General features: G+C 59.1%; 14 protein-coding genes and 2 tRNA genes. 11 read left to right on the top strand and 5 right to left on the bottom strand.

Annotated features, from left to right (window positions below):
- Nucleotides 1-55 precede the first annotated feature (55 nt).
- The gene (locus tag Q8M42_RS05490) at nt 56-1,930 is read left to right on the top strand and encodes an MFS transporter (RefSeq protein ID WP_304865275.1); all 1,875 of its coding nucleotides are present in this window, start codon (nt 56-58) and stop codon (nt 1,928-1,930) included.
- Nucleotides 1,931-2,155: 225 nt separating this feature from the next.
- Here the strand turns inward: Q8M42_RS05490 and sugE are convergent, their stop codons facing one another.
- Together sugE and rdgC are read right to left on the bottom strand one after the other, a co-directional pair.
- Nucleotides 2,156-2,470 (bottom strand): quaternary ammonium compound efflux SMR transporter SugE, encoded by a 315-nt coding sequence (gene sugE / locus Q8M42_RS05485; protein ID WP_304865273.1) that lies wholly within the window; start codon nt 2,468-2,470, stop codon nt 2,156-2,158.
- Between the two features lie 162 nt (nt 2,471-2,632).
- Nucleotides 2,633-3,553, bottom strand: coding sequence for a recombination-associated protein RdgC (rdgC, locus tag Q8M42_RS05480; protein ID WP_304865271.1), 921 nt, complete (start codon nt 3,551-3,553; stop codon nt 2,633-2,635).
- 267 nt (nt 3,554-3,820) lie between these two features.
- Here rdgC and Q8M42_RS05475 point away from each other — a divergent pair.
- The 4 genes from Q8M42_RS05475 to Q8M42_RS05460 all read left to right on the top strand — a co-directional run bounded on the left by Q8M42_RS05475 (nt 3,821) and on the right by Q8M42_RS05460 (nt 5,717).
- A tRNA-Val gene (locus Q8M42_RS05475) sits at nt 3,821-3,896 on the top strand.
- A gap of 21 nt (nt 3,897-3,917) precedes the next feature.
- Nucleotides 3,918-3,994 (top strand) — tRNA-Asp (locus Q8M42_RS05470).
- A 189-nt stretch (nt 3,995-4,183) separates the two neighbouring features.
- Nucleotides 4,184-4,891 (top strand): FKBP-type peptidyl-prolyl cis-trans isomerase, encoded by a 708-nt coding sequence (locus tag Q8M42_RS05465; RefSeq protein WP_304865269.1) that lies wholly within the window; start codon nt 4,184-4,186, stop codon nt 4,889-4,891.
- A 370-nt stretch (nt 4,892-5,261) separates the two neighbouring features.
- Complete coding sequence (locus Q8M42_RS05460) at nt 5,262-5,717, top strand: YkvA family protein (protein WP_304865267.1); 456 nt, start codon at nt 5,262-5,264, stop codon at nt 5,715-5,717.
- A gap of 11 nt (nt 5,718-5,728) precedes the next feature.
- Here the strand turns inward: Q8M42_RS05460 and Q8M42_RS05455 are convergent, their stop codons facing one another.
- A complete protein-coding gene (locus Q8M42_RS05455) occupies nt 5,729-6,433 on the bottom strand; it encodes an ABC transporter substrate-binding protein (protein WP_304865334.1) in 705 nt (234 codons plus the stop codon).
- Nucleotides 6,434-6,585: 152 nt separating this feature from the next.
- On the opposite strand from Q8M42_RS05455, the gene Q8M42_RS05450 reads away from it, so the two are divergent.
- The 3 genes from Q8M42_RS05450 to Q8M42_RS05440 are packed head-to-tail and all read left to right on the top strand — an operon-like array spanning nt 6,586 to nt 7,744.
- Nucleotides 6,586-6,912, top strand: coding sequence for a helix-turn-helix transcriptional regulator (locus tag Q8M42_RS05450; protein WP_304865265.1), 327 nt, complete (start codon nt 6,586-6,588; stop codon nt 6,910-6,912).
- Complete coding sequence (locus Q8M42_RS05445; protein WP_160015055.1) at nt 6,909-7,274, top strand: hypothetical protein; 366 nt, start codon at nt 6,909-6,911, stop codon at nt 7,272-7,274. The genes Q8M42_RS05450 and Q8M42_RS05445 overlap by 4 nt, the downstream gene beginning before the upstream one ends.
- Nucleotides 7,274-7,744 carry a sel1 repeat family protein gene (locus tag Q8M42_RS05440; protein ID WP_304865262.1) on the top strand — a complete coding sequence of 157 codons (471 nt, stop codon included), beginning with the start codon at nt 7,274-7,276 and terminating at the stop codon, nt 7,742-7,744. Before Q8M42_RS05445 ends, Q8M42_RS05440 begins: the two co-directional genes overlap by 1 nt.
- Before the next feature lie 14 nt (nt 7,745-7,758).
- On the opposite strand, the gene Q8M42_RS05435 is transcribed toward Q8M42_RS05440, so the two are convergent.
- Together Q8M42_RS05435 and Q8M42_RS05430 are read right to left on the bottom strand one after the other, a co-directional pair.
- Entirely contained in the window at nt 7,759-9,519 is a 1,761-nt protein-coding gene (locus tag Q8M42_RS05435) for a bifunctional diguanylate cyclase/phosphodiesterase (RefSeq protein WP_304865260.1), read from the bottom strand.
- A gap of 94 nt (nt 9,520-9,613) precedes the next feature.
- Entirely contained in the window at nt 9,614-11,692 is a 2,079-nt protein-coding gene (locus tag Q8M42_RS05430; RefSeq protein ID WP_304865258.1) for a carboxy terminal-processing peptidase, read from the bottom strand.
- Nucleotides 11,693-11,820: 128 nt separating this feature from the next.
- Between Q8M42_RS05430 and Q8M42_RS05425 the strand changes: the two genes are divergently transcribed.
- From Q8M42_RS05425 to ahpF, 3 genes are all read left to right on the top strand, one after another.
- The gene (locus Q8M42_RS05425; RefSeq protein WP_304865256.1) at nt 11,821-12,786 is read left to right on the top strand and encodes an NAD(P)H-quinone oxidoreductase; all 966 of its coding nucleotides are present in this window, start codon (nt 11,821-11,823) and stop codon (nt 12,784-12,786) included.
- Nucleotides 12,787-12,901: 115 nt separating this feature from the next.
- A complete protein-coding gene (gene ahpC / locus Q8M42_RS05420; RefSeq protein ID WP_304865254.1) occupies nt 12,902-13,465 on the top strand; it encodes an alkyl hydroperoxide reductase subunit C in 564 nt (187 codons plus the stop codon).
- 330 nt (nt 13,466-13,795) lie between these two features.
- The gene (gene ahpF, locus Q8M42_RS05415) at nt 13,796-15,349 is read left to right on the top strand and encodes an alkyl hydroperoxide reductase subunit F (RefSeq protein ID WP_304865252.1); all 1,554 of its coding nucleotides are present in this window, start codon (nt 13,796-13,798) and stop codon (nt 15,347-15,349) included.
- Nucleotides 15,350-15,474: the final 125 nt, after the last annotated feature.

Here is a 15,474-nt window from a genome sequence, read left to right as displayed (position 1 = left end):
CTTGCAGTCAAATGCCTGACAACCCGCTTGGCCACTGCAGACAGGTACACGGACGATGACCGAACACTCTCAATTCGCATTGCTGGGTAAAAAGCGCTTTTTGCCGTTTTTCATCACCCAGCTGTTGGGTGCTTTCAACGACAACATTTTCAAGCAATCACTGATTCTCGCCATTTTGTTCAAGATCAGCTCCGGGGCCGACAAGGCCTTGCTGATCAACCTCTGCGCGCTGCTGTTTATCCTGCCGTTCTTCCTGTTCTCGGCCCTCGGCGGCCAGTTTGGTGAGAAGTTCGCCAAGGACTCGCTGATCCGCAAGATCAAGTTCGCCGAGATCGTGATCATGCTGCTCGGCGCAGCCGGTGTGTTGCTCGGCAACCTGCCAATCATGCTCGCGGTGCTGTTTGCCATGGGCACGCAGTCGGCGCTGTTCGGCCCGGTGAAGTATTCGATTTTGCCGCAGCACCTTGAAGAGCAAGAGCTGGTGGGTGGCAACGCGCTGGTGGAAATGGGCACGTTCCTGGCCATCCTCGCCGGTACGATTGGTGCGGGCATCATCATGGCCAGCAGTGGTTACGCGCACATCGTCGCAGCCTGTGTGGTGCTGGTGGCGGTGTTTGGTTATCTGGCCAGCCGGAGGATTCCCGCCGCATCGGCAGCGATGCCGCAGCTTAAGCTGGATTGGAACATCCTGCGCCAATCCTGGCTGATCATGAAACTCGGCTTGGGTCAGCGCCCAGCCGTGTCGCGCTCGCTGGTAGGCAACTCCTGGTTCTGGTTTCTCGGCGCGGTGTACCTGACGCAGATTCCGGCCTATGCCAAAGAATGGCTATATGGCGATGAAGGTGTGGTGACACTGATCCTCACCGTGTTCTCGGTCGGCATCGCGCTGGGCTCGATGCTCTGCGAGCGCATGAGCGGGCACAAGGTGGAAATCGGCCTGGTGCCATTTGGCTCGATCGGCCTGACCCTGTTCGGCATCCTGCTCTGGTGGTTCTCTGGTGGCTTCCCTGAAGCTGCGGTCGCACACACCTGGCTGGAAGTGCTGAGCTATGGACAGGCCTGGTGGATTCTTGGCTCGATCCTCGGTATCGGTCTGTTCGGTGGTTTTTATATTGTGCCGCTGTATGCGCTGATCCAGTCGCGCACCGTGGAGCATGAGCGGGCGCGGGTGATCGCGGCCAACAACATCCTCAATGCGCTGTTTATGGTGATCTCGGCGATTGTCTCGATCCTCTTTCTCAGCGTCGCCGAGCTGTCGATCCCGCAGCTGTTCCTGACCATTTCGCTGATGAACATCGCGGTCAACAGCTACATCTTCAAGATCGTCCCCGAATTCAGCATGCGTTTTATGATCTGGCTGCTCAGCCACTCGATGTATCGGGTTGAGCATAAGGGGCTGGAAGCAATTCCTGATGAGGGTGCGGCGGTGCTGGTGTGCAACCACGTGTCGTTTGTCGATGCGCTGCTGATCGGTGGCGCGGTACGCCGGCCGGTGCGCTTTGTCATGTACTACAAGATTTACAACCTGCCGGTGCTCAACTTTATCTTCCGCACCGCCGGCACCGTGCCGATTGCTGGGCGTAGCGAAGACCTGCTGATCTACGACGCTGCGTTCAAGAAAATCGCCGAATACCTGCGCAATGGCGAAGTGGTGTGCATTTTCCCGGAAGGCAAGCTGACCACTGATGGCGAGCTGAATGAGTTCAAGAACGGCATTGAGCGCATTGTCGAAGCTAATCCGGTGCCGGTGATTCCCATGGCGCTGCAGGGCTTGTGGGGCAGCTTTTTCAGCCGTGACCCGCACAAGGGTTTGTTCAAACGGCTGTGGTCGCGCATCACTCTGGTGGCCGGTACGCCGGTTGCGCCCGAACTGGTCAAACGCGAGTTGCTGCAGGCCCAGGTGGCTGAGTTACGGGGTGGGCGGCGTTAAACCGCAGAGATGAAAAAGCCCGCAAAATTGACGTAATGCTGTTCACATAAGAAAAATGCCGCTTCTCGTTGCCAGGGAAGCGGCATTTTTTGTGCTACAGAACCGTGGATGGGTGCAGCTTTGCGTCCGGCGTTTCGGGCTGGTCGGGACTCATGTAGGAGCGGGCCGTGCCCGCGAACCGCTATCGCGGGCATGGCCCGCTCTTACGGACACCTACGCTGCTGTTTAGTGGCTGAGTTTTAGCCCGATCAGGCCGCAAACAATCAGCGCCACGCTGGCTATACGCATAAGCGTTACGGCTTCGCCAAACAGCATGATGCCGGCAATCACCGTGCCCACGGCGCCGACACCGGTCCAGATTGCATAGGCGGTGCCCAGGGGCAATTCCTTCATGGCCAGACCCAGCAATGCCAGGCTGACGATGATCGCCGCAACAGTCAGGAGAGTGGGCAGAGGGCGGGTAAAGCCGTCGGTGTATTTCAGGCCAACAGCCCAGCCTACTTCGAACAGGCCGGCCAGCAGCAGAATGAACCAGGACATACAAACCTCCAAAACAAATAGAGGGGCCGTCCCGTGGTGATCACTCGCAGAGTGGTGAGGTCGTCCTCACGCTGTGCAGTATTTTGCACATTGGCAGGGGTAGGGCAAGCCGCAGAGGACCAGTGGTCTGTTTCTCTGGTTCCTCTACGGCTGTGCAGGTGCTTAGATCCCCTGCGGAATCTCTTCACCGCCCAGGGCTTCGAACAGCGCCGGGAGGAAATCCACCAGGGTCAGCATCATCAGGGTGAAGCTGGCATCCTGCTGGCCGAGGTCGTCGTCGCCGCCGTCCTGTTCGGCCTGATCCTGCAGCAGGTCTTCAAAGCGCAGGCGCTTGACCACCAGCTTGTCGTCGAGCACGAAGGACAGCTTGTCCTGCCAGGCCAAGGACAATTGAGTCACCTGCTTGCCTGACGTCATGTGCAGCTGGATCTCGTCGCTGGTCAGGTCCTGGCGCTTGCAGCGCACCACGCCGCCATCTTCATGGGTGTCACGCAGTTCGCATTCATCCAGCACGTGGAAATCTGGCGCGGCTTGCTGAACCTTGACCCAGTCGGTGAGGGTGGCGCTGGGTGCGATCTTCACGGTCAGCGGGCGTACCGGCAGCGAGCCGATGGCTTCACGCAAGGTCGACAGCAGGTCTTCGGCGCGCTTGGCGCTGGCCGAGTCGACCAGAATCAGCCCCTGTTTCGGTGCGATAGCGGCGAAGGTGGCGGATTTGCGGATAAAGGCGCGCGGCAGGAGGGTCTGCACGATGTCGTCCTTGAGCTGATCACGCTCCTTCTTGTAAACCTTGCGCATCTGCTCGGCTTCGATCTCGTCGACCTTGTCCTTCAGTGCATCGCGTACCACGCTACCCGGCAGGATGCGTTCTTCCTTGCGCGCGGCGATCAGCAGGAAATCACCGCTAACGTGCACCAGCGGTGCATCGCCGCCTTTGCCCAAGGGTGCGATAAAGCCGTAGGTGCTGAGTTCCTGGCTGGCGCACGAGCGGGCCGGTTTGGCTGAGAGGGCCGTTTCGAGCGCCTCGGCATCAAACGGGATGTCCTGGGTGAGGCGATAGACCAGCAGGTTACGAAACCACATAAGAGGGTGTATCTCCATTAACAGACCTGCCGGCAGCGGCAGGTATCACAAGTCGTCAGTACCCTATGGCAGGTGCTGTATCAGGTTGGCTGCAGCGCTATGACCGGTTGCACAACCTGTGCGTTGCATTCGGGGCGCATTATTCCCCCGAGTGGTACTTGAGGCCAAGCCTGCGCTAAGCCTTTGCTGCATCAATAAAAAATTTTAAAAACAGTGCTTGCCAAGGTGCGGATCGCTGTCTAGAATGCGCCCCACTTCGAGAGTGAAGGGTGATTAGCTCAGCTGGGAGAGCATCTGCCTTACAAGCAGAGGGTCGGCGGTTCGATCCCGTCATCACCCACCAACTCGCTTTTTGAAGTTACGCGCAGCGGTAGTTCAGTCGGTTAGAATACCGGCCTGTCACGCCGGGGGTCGCGGGTTCGAGTCCCGTCCGCTGCGCCATTTTTTCCTCGCTTCATCCCCTCTGTGACACATCGCAACGCCTCGCAAAATCCTTTCTGAATAATCCGCTAAACATCTGAACTTATACGCATTTTCTGCCTCCTAACACGGTAGCCAGTGATCGCGGCAGCCTGCTAAGCTCGCGCTTTCACCCCATTAGCCCTAGGGCGCACCGGACAAGGAACAAGCATGAAACAGCATCGTTTAGCAGCGGCGGTCGCCCTGGTAGGTTTGGTTCTCGCGGGTTGTGATTCGCAGACCAGCAAAGTGACCCTGGAAACCCCGGCGCAGAAAGCCTCCTACGGCATTGGCCTGAACATGGGCAAAAGCCTGGCTCAGGAAGGCATGGATGACTTGGATTCCAACGCCGTTGCTCAAGGCATCGAAGATGCCATTGGCAAGAAAGAACAGCGCCTGAAAGACGAAGAGCTGATCGAAGCTTTTGCCTTCCTGCAGAAACGTGCCGAAGAGCGCATGGTTACGCTGAACGAAGAGTCGGCCAAAGCTGGCAAGAAGTTCCTCGAAGACAACGCCAAGCGTGATGGTGTGACCACCACGGCTTCCGGCCTGCAGTACGAAGTTGTGAAAAAAGTTGATGGCGCTCAGCCGAAAGCCACCGACGTGGTGACTGTTCATTACGAAGGCAAGCTGACCGATGGCAGCGTGTTTGACAGCTCGGTTGAGCGCGGCAGCCCGATTGACCTGCCGGTTAATGGCGTGATCCCAGGTTGGGTTGAAGGTCTGCAACTGATGCACGTTGGCGAGAAGTACAAACTCTACATCCCAAGCGAGCTGGCGTACGGCGAGCAGAGCCCGACTCCGGCCATTCCAGCCAACTCGGTGCTGGTGTTTGATCTGGAGCTGATTGCGATCAAAGACGCAGCCACTCAAGAGTAATTTCTAGCGTTTCCCGCAACGCCCCGTCTCGACGGGGCGTTGTCGTTTCTGCGGGTCGCAATCTGCACTTTTCGCTTGACTGGAGGGTCTTAAAAGACGTGTGTAGGGTGTGCGGTGTTACGGTTATGCACATTTCCGAGATTGACCGTGACGGGTTAGGGTAACTCTCTTGAAGAAACCCTTTGCCATTTTTAACTTATTGATTTATATGGTTTTTTGCTGTGTGGGCAAAAAATGTCCGATCTGTGGCGAGGCCGCATGGGCTGGGCGTTTGCCAGGGTTATCGAGAAACTGTTCACAAGGTTATCCACAGCTTTAGTGGATAACCTTGGCCAGCCCAGCGGGAGCGCGGGGTTGCCGGGAGAGAGCGATGAAAACACCGAAAAATTTCGCGCGTTACCAGTTTTTGGCCAAGCGTTTCCTCAAGGCCGGACGGTTACCTGCGCTGCTGTTATCGGTCGCTCGAAAGCGTGAAAAACTCGGTAGTGGCTTTACCGAGTTGGCCGACCAGCTGAAACAGCTGCAGGCGCTTTGCCTGGCTTGGTGGCGCGGCGAATATCGGGCAATCGATTCCCGGGCGTTACTGGCGGTGGTGGCGGCCTTGCTGTACTTCGTTACGCCGCTGGATGCCATACCGGACTGGTTGTTTGGTATTGGTCTGGTCGATGACCTGGCTGTGCTGGCCTGGGTGTTACGTACCTGGCAGGAGGAGCTGGCGGCGTTTCAGCAGTGGCGCGCGGCTCAGGCTCCGCAGGTGCTGCGGGTCGTTGAGCGGCTGCCAGAGCTGGATGAGTCGCTGCCGCCGTTGCAGGGTCATGTGGAGTAGCGGGGGGCGGCTCAGGTGCCGTTGAGCATCTGCTCGATCAGACCCTGGTCGCGCAATTGTTGCAGTGTCTGGTCCAGTAATTTCGCGCTGACAGGCAGTTGCGGGCTGTAGGTACAGTGCATGTCGTAGCGTTCAATCACCCAGGGGTTTACCTGCAGCGGTGCATCTGCGCGCTTGGCCAGCTGGAAGTTCAATGAGCGGCGCATATCGATGACCGCGTCCAAACGTTGTTTACGCAGTAGGTTAAGCCCCGCGCTGTGGTCGCGCAGATCCTGGCGGATGATCTGTTGCTTGGCGAAGGCCTGCATCAGTTCGCTTTTGTAGACATAGCCCAGTTGAGTGCCGAGAGTTTTGCCATGGAGTTCGTGCAGGCTGTTGATCGGGGCATGCTGGCGGTGCAGTAGCAGCACGTCCTCTTCGCTGTAGAGCGGGGCGGACCAGTGATAGCGCTCAGGTTTTTCGATCCATTGCGGGTTGCTGTTGCAGATCACATGGATGCGCCCGCGCTGCATAAATTCATCGATGCGCTTGTTCGGCGTTTCGACGAATGCGGCTTTGAAGCCCAGTTGCTGGCTGGCCAGCTGGCCCAGCTTGTAAATGAAACCACCACGCAATTGCTGCTCGTGCACATCGACATAGGGCATACCGTCAGCCGTGGCAAAACCCCAGCGCAACTCATCTGCGCAGGCCAAACCACTGCAGCCAATCAACAGCATTGTTATCAGTGTGCGCAAAACCTGCCCCCAGCTGCCGCTTGATAACCTGAAGGCAGTATAGATCACGCGCTTTATCGTGCCGGGCTGTTAAGATGACCGCCTGTTCTGGAGTTGCTGAGAGTGATGGAAGTGCTCTGCATGGAGATTTACAGATGAATGTGCAAGTGATCGAGCGCGATGGCCAGCCGGAGTATGCGGTGTTGCCCTGGTCGCAGTATCAGGCCTTGCTGCAGGCCGCCGGGCGTGCGCCTGAGGTTGCCGCCGTGGCCATGGCTGTTGATGCCTGCAAGCCTGCTCTGAGCCAGCTGACAGCTTTGCGCGAGGCCAAAGGCATGAGTGCCGAACAACTGGCGCGCAATGTCGGTATCAGCCCGCATTACCTGGGCATGATCGAGAGCGGAGAACGCCAGCCGGACGCCGCCATTCAGCGCGCCCTGGCCTGGCATCTTGGTGTCGATGGGTGGGAGGCGCAGCCTTGAGCGTAAGCATCAGTCGGCAACATTGGCAGGCGTTGCTCGGTGAGCTTGAAGATGCCCAGCGCCAACGTCACCTGCTCACCTATCGTGCGCTGATCGAGCGTCTTGCTCTGCCCAGCCCGGCCATGCAGACCCTGGCCGCCGCGCTGGAGCACCTGGCCGCACTGGATGCGCGTGCCGAGCGTCCGCTGCGCAGTGCGCTGGTTATCAGCCAGGGCGCCAGCCGTTTGCCGCGTACCGGTTTTTTTGAATGCGTTAGCCGTTTGGGCCGCTTTAGCGGTGCGTCCGATGGCATCGCCGCCGCCTCCTGGCATGCCGCCGAAGTGGCCCGCGTGTTCGAGTTCAGCTACCCGGAAGACGCCTGATGTTCGGCGCGCTGCGTGCGCGTATCGGCTACCTGCTGGCGCGTCGTTTGTTCCACTGGGCCTGGCTGGTTAAGCAGCCGCGGGCTTGGCGTTGGCTGGAAGGGCAGTTCGCCCGCATGGCCGCGCTGGGTGATACCCAGGCGCAAAGCTTCTACGGGCATATCCTGCTGTTTCGCGGTCAGGGCCTGGGCGCGCGCAATGAAGGGCGGCGTTTACTCGGTTTGGCAGCCAAGGCCGGCGATGCCAAGGCCGCTTACCAGCTCGGCGTTCTGAGTCTTTCCGGCGATACCCAGCATGCGGCGGATGCGCAGCAGGCCATCGACTGGTGGACGCTGGCCGCACAGGCAGGGCACACAGCTGCTGCCTATCGCCTGGCTGAGTTGTACCGCAGCGGTGCTGCGGGTGTTGCCGCTGATGCGGCGCAGGCCGAGCATTTCTCTGCGCTATCCAATCGCCTGAGTGGCCTCTGATTCAGGCTTTACGATCAGGCCGCCGTATCAGCCTGTGTATCGATGATATGCAGGCTGTAACCCGGCACCGCCTTGGCGTGACGCTTGGCCTCTGAGGCCATCGCCGCCAGCTGGCTGGCATCCAGTTGCGCGCATTGCTCGGGATGTACATGCACCACACCCAGAGACAAGGACAACAGCGCGTACTCCTGGCGTTTGCCGTTGCGGTCATGGGCGACAAAGCAGCCCGCGTGCAGGTCTTCCTCACGGTAGAAACGCCGACACTGGCTCTGGAAGTCTTCAAGCAGGCGATTAAGCCGCGCGCGCCAGTCCTGCGAGCCGAGCACCAGCAGAAAGTCATCGCCGCCAATATGGCCAACAAAATCCCGCGTTGGGTCGACCCGGTCATTCAGGCACTGCGCCAGGCTGAGTAGCACTTCATCGCCTTTGGCGTAGCCGTAGATGTCGTTGAACGGCTTGAAGTTGTCGATATCCACATAGCACACCACCACTTCACGACACTGTTGCAGCAGACGAGTCAGGCACTGCTGGATCGGCACATTGCCTGGTAGCAAGGTCAGCGGATTGGCATAACGGGCCTGCTGGATTTTCAGCTCGGTGATCAGCTTGAGAACATCGATCACCCGGCCGAGCCCGATATAGCCGCCGTCCTCAATGATGATGAAATCTTCTTCGATGCGTTGGCGGGCACGGCTGGTGAGCAGGCGGCTGACTTGTTGCAGCGACTGGCTGCATTCCACCGCCAGGTAGTCATCACTCATCAGGCGGCTGATCGGTTTGCGGGCGAACAACTCGTTGGCGAAGGGTTTGAGCAAGGCTTCGGCCAGTGAATGACGGTGCACGATGCCAACGGGTTGTTGCGCCTGGTTGAGCACCGCCAGCGAGTTCAGGTTGGCCTGGGCGCGGAACATTTCCAGCACTTCGCTGGTTGGAGTGCTCAGGGGTACTGCACGTTGCGGGTTGAGTAGGCCGCGCAGGTCGCTGGCCTCTTCACTGAGCGGGCTGCTGGAGGTGGTGCTGGGCAGCAGGTTGGTGGCATCACGCGGCGGTTGCTCCTGCGGGCGGCAGAGCAAATAGCCCTGGATCAGGTCGACGCCCATTTCGGCGAGAACGGCCAGCTCCTCTGGCAGTTCGATGCCTTCGGCGATTACCTGGGCGCGAGAGGCTTTGGCCATTTTCAGAATCGAGCCGACGAACTCACGCTTGACCGCGTCTTGGTGGATGCCGTCGATAAAGTGGCGATCGATCTTCACGTAATCCGGGCGCAGCTCCGACCACAGACGCAGGCTCGAATAGCCGGCGCCAAGGTCATCCAGGGCGATGGAAAAGCCCATGGCGCGGTAGTGATGCAGCGCGGTGTCGAGCAGAGCGAAGTCGTCGGTGGGCGATTGCTCGGTCAGCTCGATCACCACCTGACTCGGTGGAATGCCCAGGCTTTGCAGCAGCTGCAGGGTGCGTCCCGGTTGATGCTTGGGTTCCATCAGCGAGTCTGGCGAGACGTTGAGGAACAGCTTGCCTTCAAGCTTGAATTGGCTGAAACGCTGGCAGGCATTTTTACGGCAGAGCAGTTCCAGTTCACTCAGACGACCGGCACTGCGGGCGACGGCGAACAGGTTGATCGGCGAGTGCAGGGCGCTGTTGGACGGGCCGCGACTGAGGGCTTCATAACCGAGGATGCGTCGCTCGGAGAGCGAGAAGATGGGTTGAAACAGGCTGTGCAGGTCGCCATTGGCGAGGATGCTGTCCAATGCGCTGAACTGCTCGGTGACGATCATGGCGGCTCTCTGTGCATAAAAAAACGGGGACTGGTATGGCTACCAGTCCCCGTATTTCACGACAGTTTGATGACCCTTTGATGACGCTCGCTGTTTACTGTTTGGCCAGGCGAGTGTTCAAGCCGAGGTAGTCGAGCAGGATGCGCCCGCTTTCGGCGAGGTAGGCATCATCTTCCGGTTTGGTTTTTTCATCTACCGGTAGCGCGTCTTCATCTTCTTCCTTGAGCTTGTTCAGCAGGGTTTCGCCTTTGGCTTTGCGGCGGCTGTTCTCGATAGCCAACTGCTGGCCTTCGATATCCGTCTGCTGGGCGCGGCGTTTGCTTTCATTGAGGCTGACGGTGGTTTCTTCCATCAACTTCTGCGCCAGTTGCAGGCGTTCACGGGCGAAGGTGAAGTCCGGGTTCTGTGCGGTGCGCTGTTCAAAACGGCTCTGCAGTTCGGCGAGGAACGGCTTGATCGGGTCCAGCTCCGGCGTGATGGCGGGTTTGATGCTGTCCCACGGCAGGGCCTCGGGCAGGGCGCTCTCGCCGATTTCCTTGGTGTCCATGATGTCTGGATACTGGATATCGGGAATAACGCCCTGGTGCTGGGTACTCTGCCCGGAGACGCGATAGAACTTGGCCAGGGTCAGCTTCAGCTCACCATGGTTGAGCGGCTGGATGGTCTGCACGGTGCCTTTGCCGAAGGTCTGGCCGCCGAGAATCAGCGCGCGGTGATAGTCCTGCATGGCACCGGCGAAAATCTCCGACGCCGACGCCGACAAGCGATTGACCAGTACGGCCAGCGGGCCTTTGTAGTAGATGCCGGTGTTCTCGTCGGCCAGTACATCAACGCGGCCGTCGCTGTTGCGCACCAGTACGGTGGGGCCTTGGTCGATAAACAGGCCGGTCAGTTCGGTGGCTTCCTGCAGCGAGCCGCCGCCGTTGTTGCGCAGGTCGATCACCACGCCGTCGACTTTTTCCTTCTCCAGCTCGGTGAGCAGGCGTTTGACGTCACGGGTGGTGCTTTTGTAGTTCGGGTCGCCGGCACGGAAGGCTTTGAAATCCAGGTAGAAGGCCGGAATCTCGATGACCCCGAGCTTGTAGTCGCGGTTGTCGTGCTTGAGGTTGAGGATGGACTTCTTTGCGGCCTGTTCTTCCAGCTTGACCGCTTCGCGGGTGATGGCGACCACTTTGCTGGTTTGATCGTTCGGCGCATTGCTTGCAGGAATCACTTCCAAGCGCACAGTGGAACCTTTCGGGCCGCGAATCAGTTTGACCACTTCATCCAGGCGCCAGCCGATCACGTCGACCATTTCTTTGCTGCCCTGGGCCACGCCGATGATCTTATCGGCGGGGGAGATCTGCTTGCTCTTTTCTGCCGGGCCGGCCGGCACCAAGCGCACGACCTTGACGTGTTCGTTATCGCTTTGCAGCACCGCACCAATACCTTCGAGCGACAGGCTCATATTGATGTCGAAGTTTTCTGCATTGTCCGGCGACAGGTAGGTGGTGTGCGGGTCGTAGGACATGGCAAAGGCGTTGATGTAAGCCTGGAACACGTCTTCGCCGCGGGTCTGCTTGAGCCGTGCGAGCTGGTTGTTGTAGCGCTTGGTCAGCAGCTCTTGAATCGCCTTGGGCTCTTTACCGGCGATTTTCAGGCGCAGCACTTCGTCTTTGACGCGCTTGCGCCAGAGGTCGTCGAGTTCGGCGAGATCCTTGACCCAGGGCGCGTTCTCGCGGTCGATCAGCAGGCTTTCATCGCTGTCGAGGTCAATCTTGTCGACGCCTTTTTCCAGCATGTTCAGGGTGAATTGCAGGCGGCTCTGCAAACGCTCCAGGTGGCGCTTGTAGATGGCAAAGCCGGGCTGCAGGTCGCCGTTTTTCAGCAGGTCGTCAAAGCGCGTGCGCCATTGATCGAACTCGGCAATGTCGGAGGCAATAAAATAGCTGCGCGAGGGATCGAGCATCTTCAGGTAGCCCTGATAGATCTTCTCCGAGCGCTCGTCATTCAGCGGTGGTTTGTTGTAGTGATGGCGCTTCAACAATTCCACGACGTTGAGGCTGGCGATGACTTGCTCGCGGTCAGGCTGCAGGTATTCCCAGGAGTCGTCACTGGTGGTTTTCGCCGCGAGCGGCAGGGCGCTCAGGGCAAACGTAAAGGCGAGGGTGACGCTGAGTAGGGATCGCTTCATGCTAATTCGACGTGTGGGCAGTTGATAACGCATATTAGGCCGTCTTTAAGGGCGCCAGGTTCCATCGGCGCAATGCAAAAGCCCGGCGGTCAGCGCCGGGCTCGGTTCAAATGCACTATGGAGGCAGCGTGAAGGCATTGCAAGGCGTGGAAGGCCGTGTGGAATGGGCGCAACACCCAGCGCCGGCCTGTGATGTAGGGGAAATTCGCATCCGTGTAGCGGCCGCCGGGTTGAATCGCGCCGACTTGTTGCAGCGTGCCGGGCTCTATCCGCCGCCGCCAGGCGCCAGCGAGGTGCTTGGGTTGGAATGCGCCGGTATCGTCAGCGAGGTGGGTGCCGGTTGCGACTGGAAAGTAGGCGACAGGGTGTGCGCGCTGTTAAGCGGCGGCGGTATGGCCGAAGAGGTCGTGGTCGATGCGCGGCACGCCTTGCTGGTGCCCGAAGGCATGACGCTGGCCGAAGCGGCGGCGTTGCCCGAGGTGTATGCCACGGCCTGGCTCAATCTATTCCAGCTGGCTGCGTTGAAGCCTGGGCAGAAGGTGTTGCTGCATGCCGGCGCCAGCGGCGTGGGTTCGGCGGCCATTCAATTGTGCAAAGCCTTTGGCAGCCCGTGCTGGGTCAGCGTCGGTTCGCCGGAGCGTTTGGCCTATTGCGAAAGCCTCGGTGCTCAGGGCGGTGTGCTGCGCGGTGAAGAACAGCTGCAGGCGTTGCGCGATTTCGCCCCGTTCGACGTGATTCTCGACCCGGTGGGCGGCAGTTACGCCGCGCTTAACCTGGATCTGCTGGCTGTGGATGGCCGTTGGGTAAACATCGGCTTGCTCGGCGGGCGCAAGGCCGAGCTGGATCTGGCGGTGGTATTGGGCAAGCGCATTGCGCTGATCGGCTCGACCCTGCGCAATCGCGAAGAGCAGTTCAAGGCCGATCTGTTGCGCGATCTGCAACAGTTTGTCTGGCCGCTGTTTGCCGAGGGACGGCTCAAGCCGCAACTTCAGCAGGCTTATGCGCTCAAAGATGCCGAAGCCGCCTTTGCTGCGTTGGCGAGCAATCAGGTCAACGGCAAGTTGGTGCTGGTGATAGACCCGGCATTGGTCTAAGGCCTACGTGCGATTGGCTTACTCAATCGGAATGATGGCAGCAATCAATAAGCTTTTTTTGCATAAGGCGCTAAAATGCGCCCTGTAAATTTCTAACCCTCAAAAGGAACCAGAGATGTCTCTCATCAACACCCAAGTTCAACCGTTCAAGGCTAACGCTTTCCACAACGGCAAGTTCATCGAAGTGACCGAGCAGTCCCTGAAAGGCCAGTGGTCGGTACTGATCTTTATGCCAGCTGCCTTCACCTTCAACTGCCCGACTGAAATCGAAGACGCTGCCAACAACTACGCTGCGTTCCGCGATGCCGGCACCGAAGTTTACATTGTCACCACCGACACCCATTTCTCCCACAAGGTCTGGCACGAAACTTCGCCAGCTGTAGGCAAGGCTCAGTTCCCGCTGGTAGGTGATCCGACCCACGCGCTGACCCGCGCTTTCGGTGTGCACATCGAAGAAGAAGGTCTGGCGCTGCGCGGCACCTTCCTGATCAACCCGGAAGGCGTGATCAAGACCGTTGAAATCCACTCCAACGAAATCGCCCGTGACGTATCGGAAACCCTGCGCAAGCTGAAAGCTGCTCAGTACACCGCTGCTCACCCAGGCGAAGTGTGCCCAGCCAAGTGGAAAGAAGGCGAGAAGACTCTGGCTCCGTCGCTGGACCTGGTTGGCAAGATCTAAAAACGCCCGGGAAACTACTGCGCTCGGCCATGCTGCGTTGAAATCAGGCTCGGACTTGTCATTTACAACTCGTAAACTCCGCGTCCTCGCCTGATTTCGCCTTGCCTGACCTTCGCTCGCAACGTTTCCCAATGCGTTTTCTGCTGATCCCTGCGCTAAGGGCTGTAATCCAGCCTTACTAGTGCCCGATGCCCGGGCGCGATCCGTCCGGGCATTTTATTTGCCTGCCATTCCTTGGCAGCACCCTGTAGGCCGTCGCTACGCGACGTTAAAAATTGTTCCTGACAATTTTTTATTGCCCAGATTTTTTGTCATTGAGGACTATCCGCCATGTTGGACGCTAACCTGCAAACCCAGTTGAAGGCCTACCTGGAAAAGGTCACCCTGCCGTTCGAGATCGTCGCGTCCCTCGATGACAGTGCCAAATCCCAGGAGCTGCTTGAACTGCTGCAAACCATCGTCGGCCTGACCGACAAGATCACCCTGAAGACCGATGGCAGCGATGCCCGTCGTCCGTCGTTCTCGCTTAATCGCCCAGGTGCAAACATCGGCCTGACCTTCGCCGGCATCCCCATGGGCCATGAGTTCACCTCGCTGGTACTGGCGCTGCTGCAGGTGGGCGGTCACCCGTCCAAGCTGGATGCCGAAACCATCGAGCAGATCAAGAGCATTGAAGGCTCGTTCGAGTTCGAGACCTACTACTCGCTGTCCTGCCAGAACTGCCCGGACGTGGTCCAGGCGCTGAACCTGATGGCGGTGCTCAACCCGAATATCCGCAACGTCTCCATCGATGGCGCGCTGTTCCAGGAAGAGGTCGAGCGTCGCCAGGTGATGGCCGTGCCGAGCATCTACCTGAACGGCGAAGTGTTTGCTTCCGGCCGTATGGAAGTGAAGGAAATTCTCGCCAAGATCGACACCGGCGCAGCCAACCGCGACGCCGAGAAGATGAGCGCCAAACAGGCCTTCGACGTGCTGGTGGTGGGCGGTGGTCCAGCCGGCGCTGCGGCGGCCATCTACGCTGCGCGCAAGGGTATTCGTACCGCGATTGCTGCCGAGCGTTTCGGCGGTCAGGTGCTGGATACCATGGCCATCGAGAACTTTATCTCGGTAAAGGAAACCGAAGGGCCGAAGCTGGTACGCGCCCTCGAAGAGCACGTGCGTGAGTACGAAGTCGACATCATGAACCTGCAGCGTGCCGGCGCACTCGTTCCGGCGAGCAGCGCAGGCGGCCTGCATGAGGTGAAGTTTGAGAACGGTTCCAGCCTCAAAGCGAAGACTGTGATCCTCTCCACCGGTGCGCGCTGGCGCGAGATGGGTGTGCCCGGCGAGCAGGAATACAAGGCCAAGGGTGTGTGCTTCTGCCCGCACTGCGACGGTCCGCTGTTCAAGGGCAAGCGTGTTGCGGTGATCGGCGGCGGTAACTCCGGCGTCGAGGCAGCCATCGATTTGGCTGGCCTGGTGGCCCACGTGACCCTGCTGGAGTTCGCCGACACCCTGCGTGCCGACGCCGTGCTGCAGAAGAAGCTCTACAGCCTGCCCAACGTCAGCGTGATCAAGAGCGCGCAAACCACCGAAGTCAAAGGTGACGGTCAGAAGGTCAATGCGCTGGTGTACAAGGACCGCACCAGCGAAGAGCTGCACAGCGTCGAGCTGGAAGGCATCTTCGTGCAGATCGGCCTGTTGCCTAACACCGACTGGCTCAAGGGCAGCGTAGAGCTGTCGCGTTTCGGTGAGATCATCGTCGACGCCAAGGGTGCCACCAATATCCCGGGGGTGTTTGCCGCCGGTGACGTGACCACCGTGCCGTACAAGCAGATTGTGATTGCCGTGGGCGAGGGTGCCAAGGCTTCCCTGAGTGCCTTCGATCATCTGATCCGCAGCTAACAAGCTCGACGCTCTACGTCGCACAAGAGCGGACAACCTTCACCGGTTGTCCGCTTTTTTGTGTTCTGCCATCGGGCCTTTAGCGGTCTTTTTCGGGTGTTTATACGTCCCAGGCGTTTACCGAA

The organism is Pseudomonas sp., assembly GCF_030684895.1.
GTDB lineage: Bacteria > Pseudomonadota > Gammaproteobacteria > Pseudomonadales > Pseudomonadaceae > Aquipseudomonas.
The sequence above is the reverse complement of the archived record's forward strand: the minus strand, read 5'-3'. Positions and strand labels throughout refer to the sequence as shown.

What these genes read in the sequence shown, in the direction of transcription:
- Q8M42_RS05455 (WP_304865334.1), bottom strand. Translation starts at nt 6,433, where the DNA reads ATGCTGTTGATTGGCTGCAGTGGTTTGGCCTGCGCAGATGAGTTGCGC.
- ahpC (WP_304865254.1), top strand. Translation starts at nt 12,902, where the DNA reads ATGTCTCTCATCAACACCCAAGTTCAACCGTTCAAGGCTAACGCTTTC.
- Q8M42_RS05450 (WP_304865265.1), top strand. Translation starts at nt 6,586, where the DNA reads ATGAATGTGCAAGTGATCGAGCGCGATGGCCAGCCGGAGTATGCGGTG.
- ahpF (WP_304865252.1), top strand. Translation starts at nt 13,796, where the DNA reads ATGTTGGACGCTAACCTGCAAACCCAGTTGAAGGCCTACCTGGAAAAG.
- rdgC (WP_304865271.1), bottom strand. Translation starts at nt 3,553, where the DNA reads ATGTGGTTTCGTAACCTGCTGGTCTATCGCCTCACCCAGGACATCCCG.
- Q8M42_RS05430 (WP_304865258.1), bottom strand. Translation starts at nt 11,692, where the DNA reads ATGAAGCGATCCCTACTCAGCGTCACCCTCGCCTTTACGTTTGCCCTG.
- Q8M42_RS05440 (WP_304865262.1), top strand. Translation starts at nt 7,274, where the DNA reads ATGTTCGGCGCGCTGCGTGCGCGTATCGGCTACCTGCTGGCGCGTCGT.
- Q8M42_RS05435 (WP_304865260.1), bottom strand. Translation starts at nt 9,519, where the DNA reads ATGATCGTCACCGAGCAGTTCAGCGCATTGGACAGCATCCTCGCCAAT.
- Q8M42_RS05490 (WP_304865275.1), top strand. Translation starts at nt 56, where the DNA reads ATGACCGAACACTCTCAATTCGCATTGCTGGGTAAAAAGCGCTTTTTG.
- Q8M42_RS05465 (WP_304865269.1), top strand. Translation starts at nt 4,184, where the DNA reads ATGAAACAGCATCGTTTAGCAGCGGCGGTCGCCCTGGTAGGTTTGGTT.
- sugE (WP_304865273.1), bottom strand. Translation starts at nt 2,470, where the DNA reads ATGTCCTGGTTCATTCTGCTGCTGGCCGGCCTGTTCGAAGTAGGCTGG.
- Q8M42_RS05460 (WP_304865267.1), top strand. Translation starts at nt 5,262, where the DNA reads ATGAAAACACCGAAAAATTTCGCGCGTTACCAGTTTTTGGCCAAGCGT.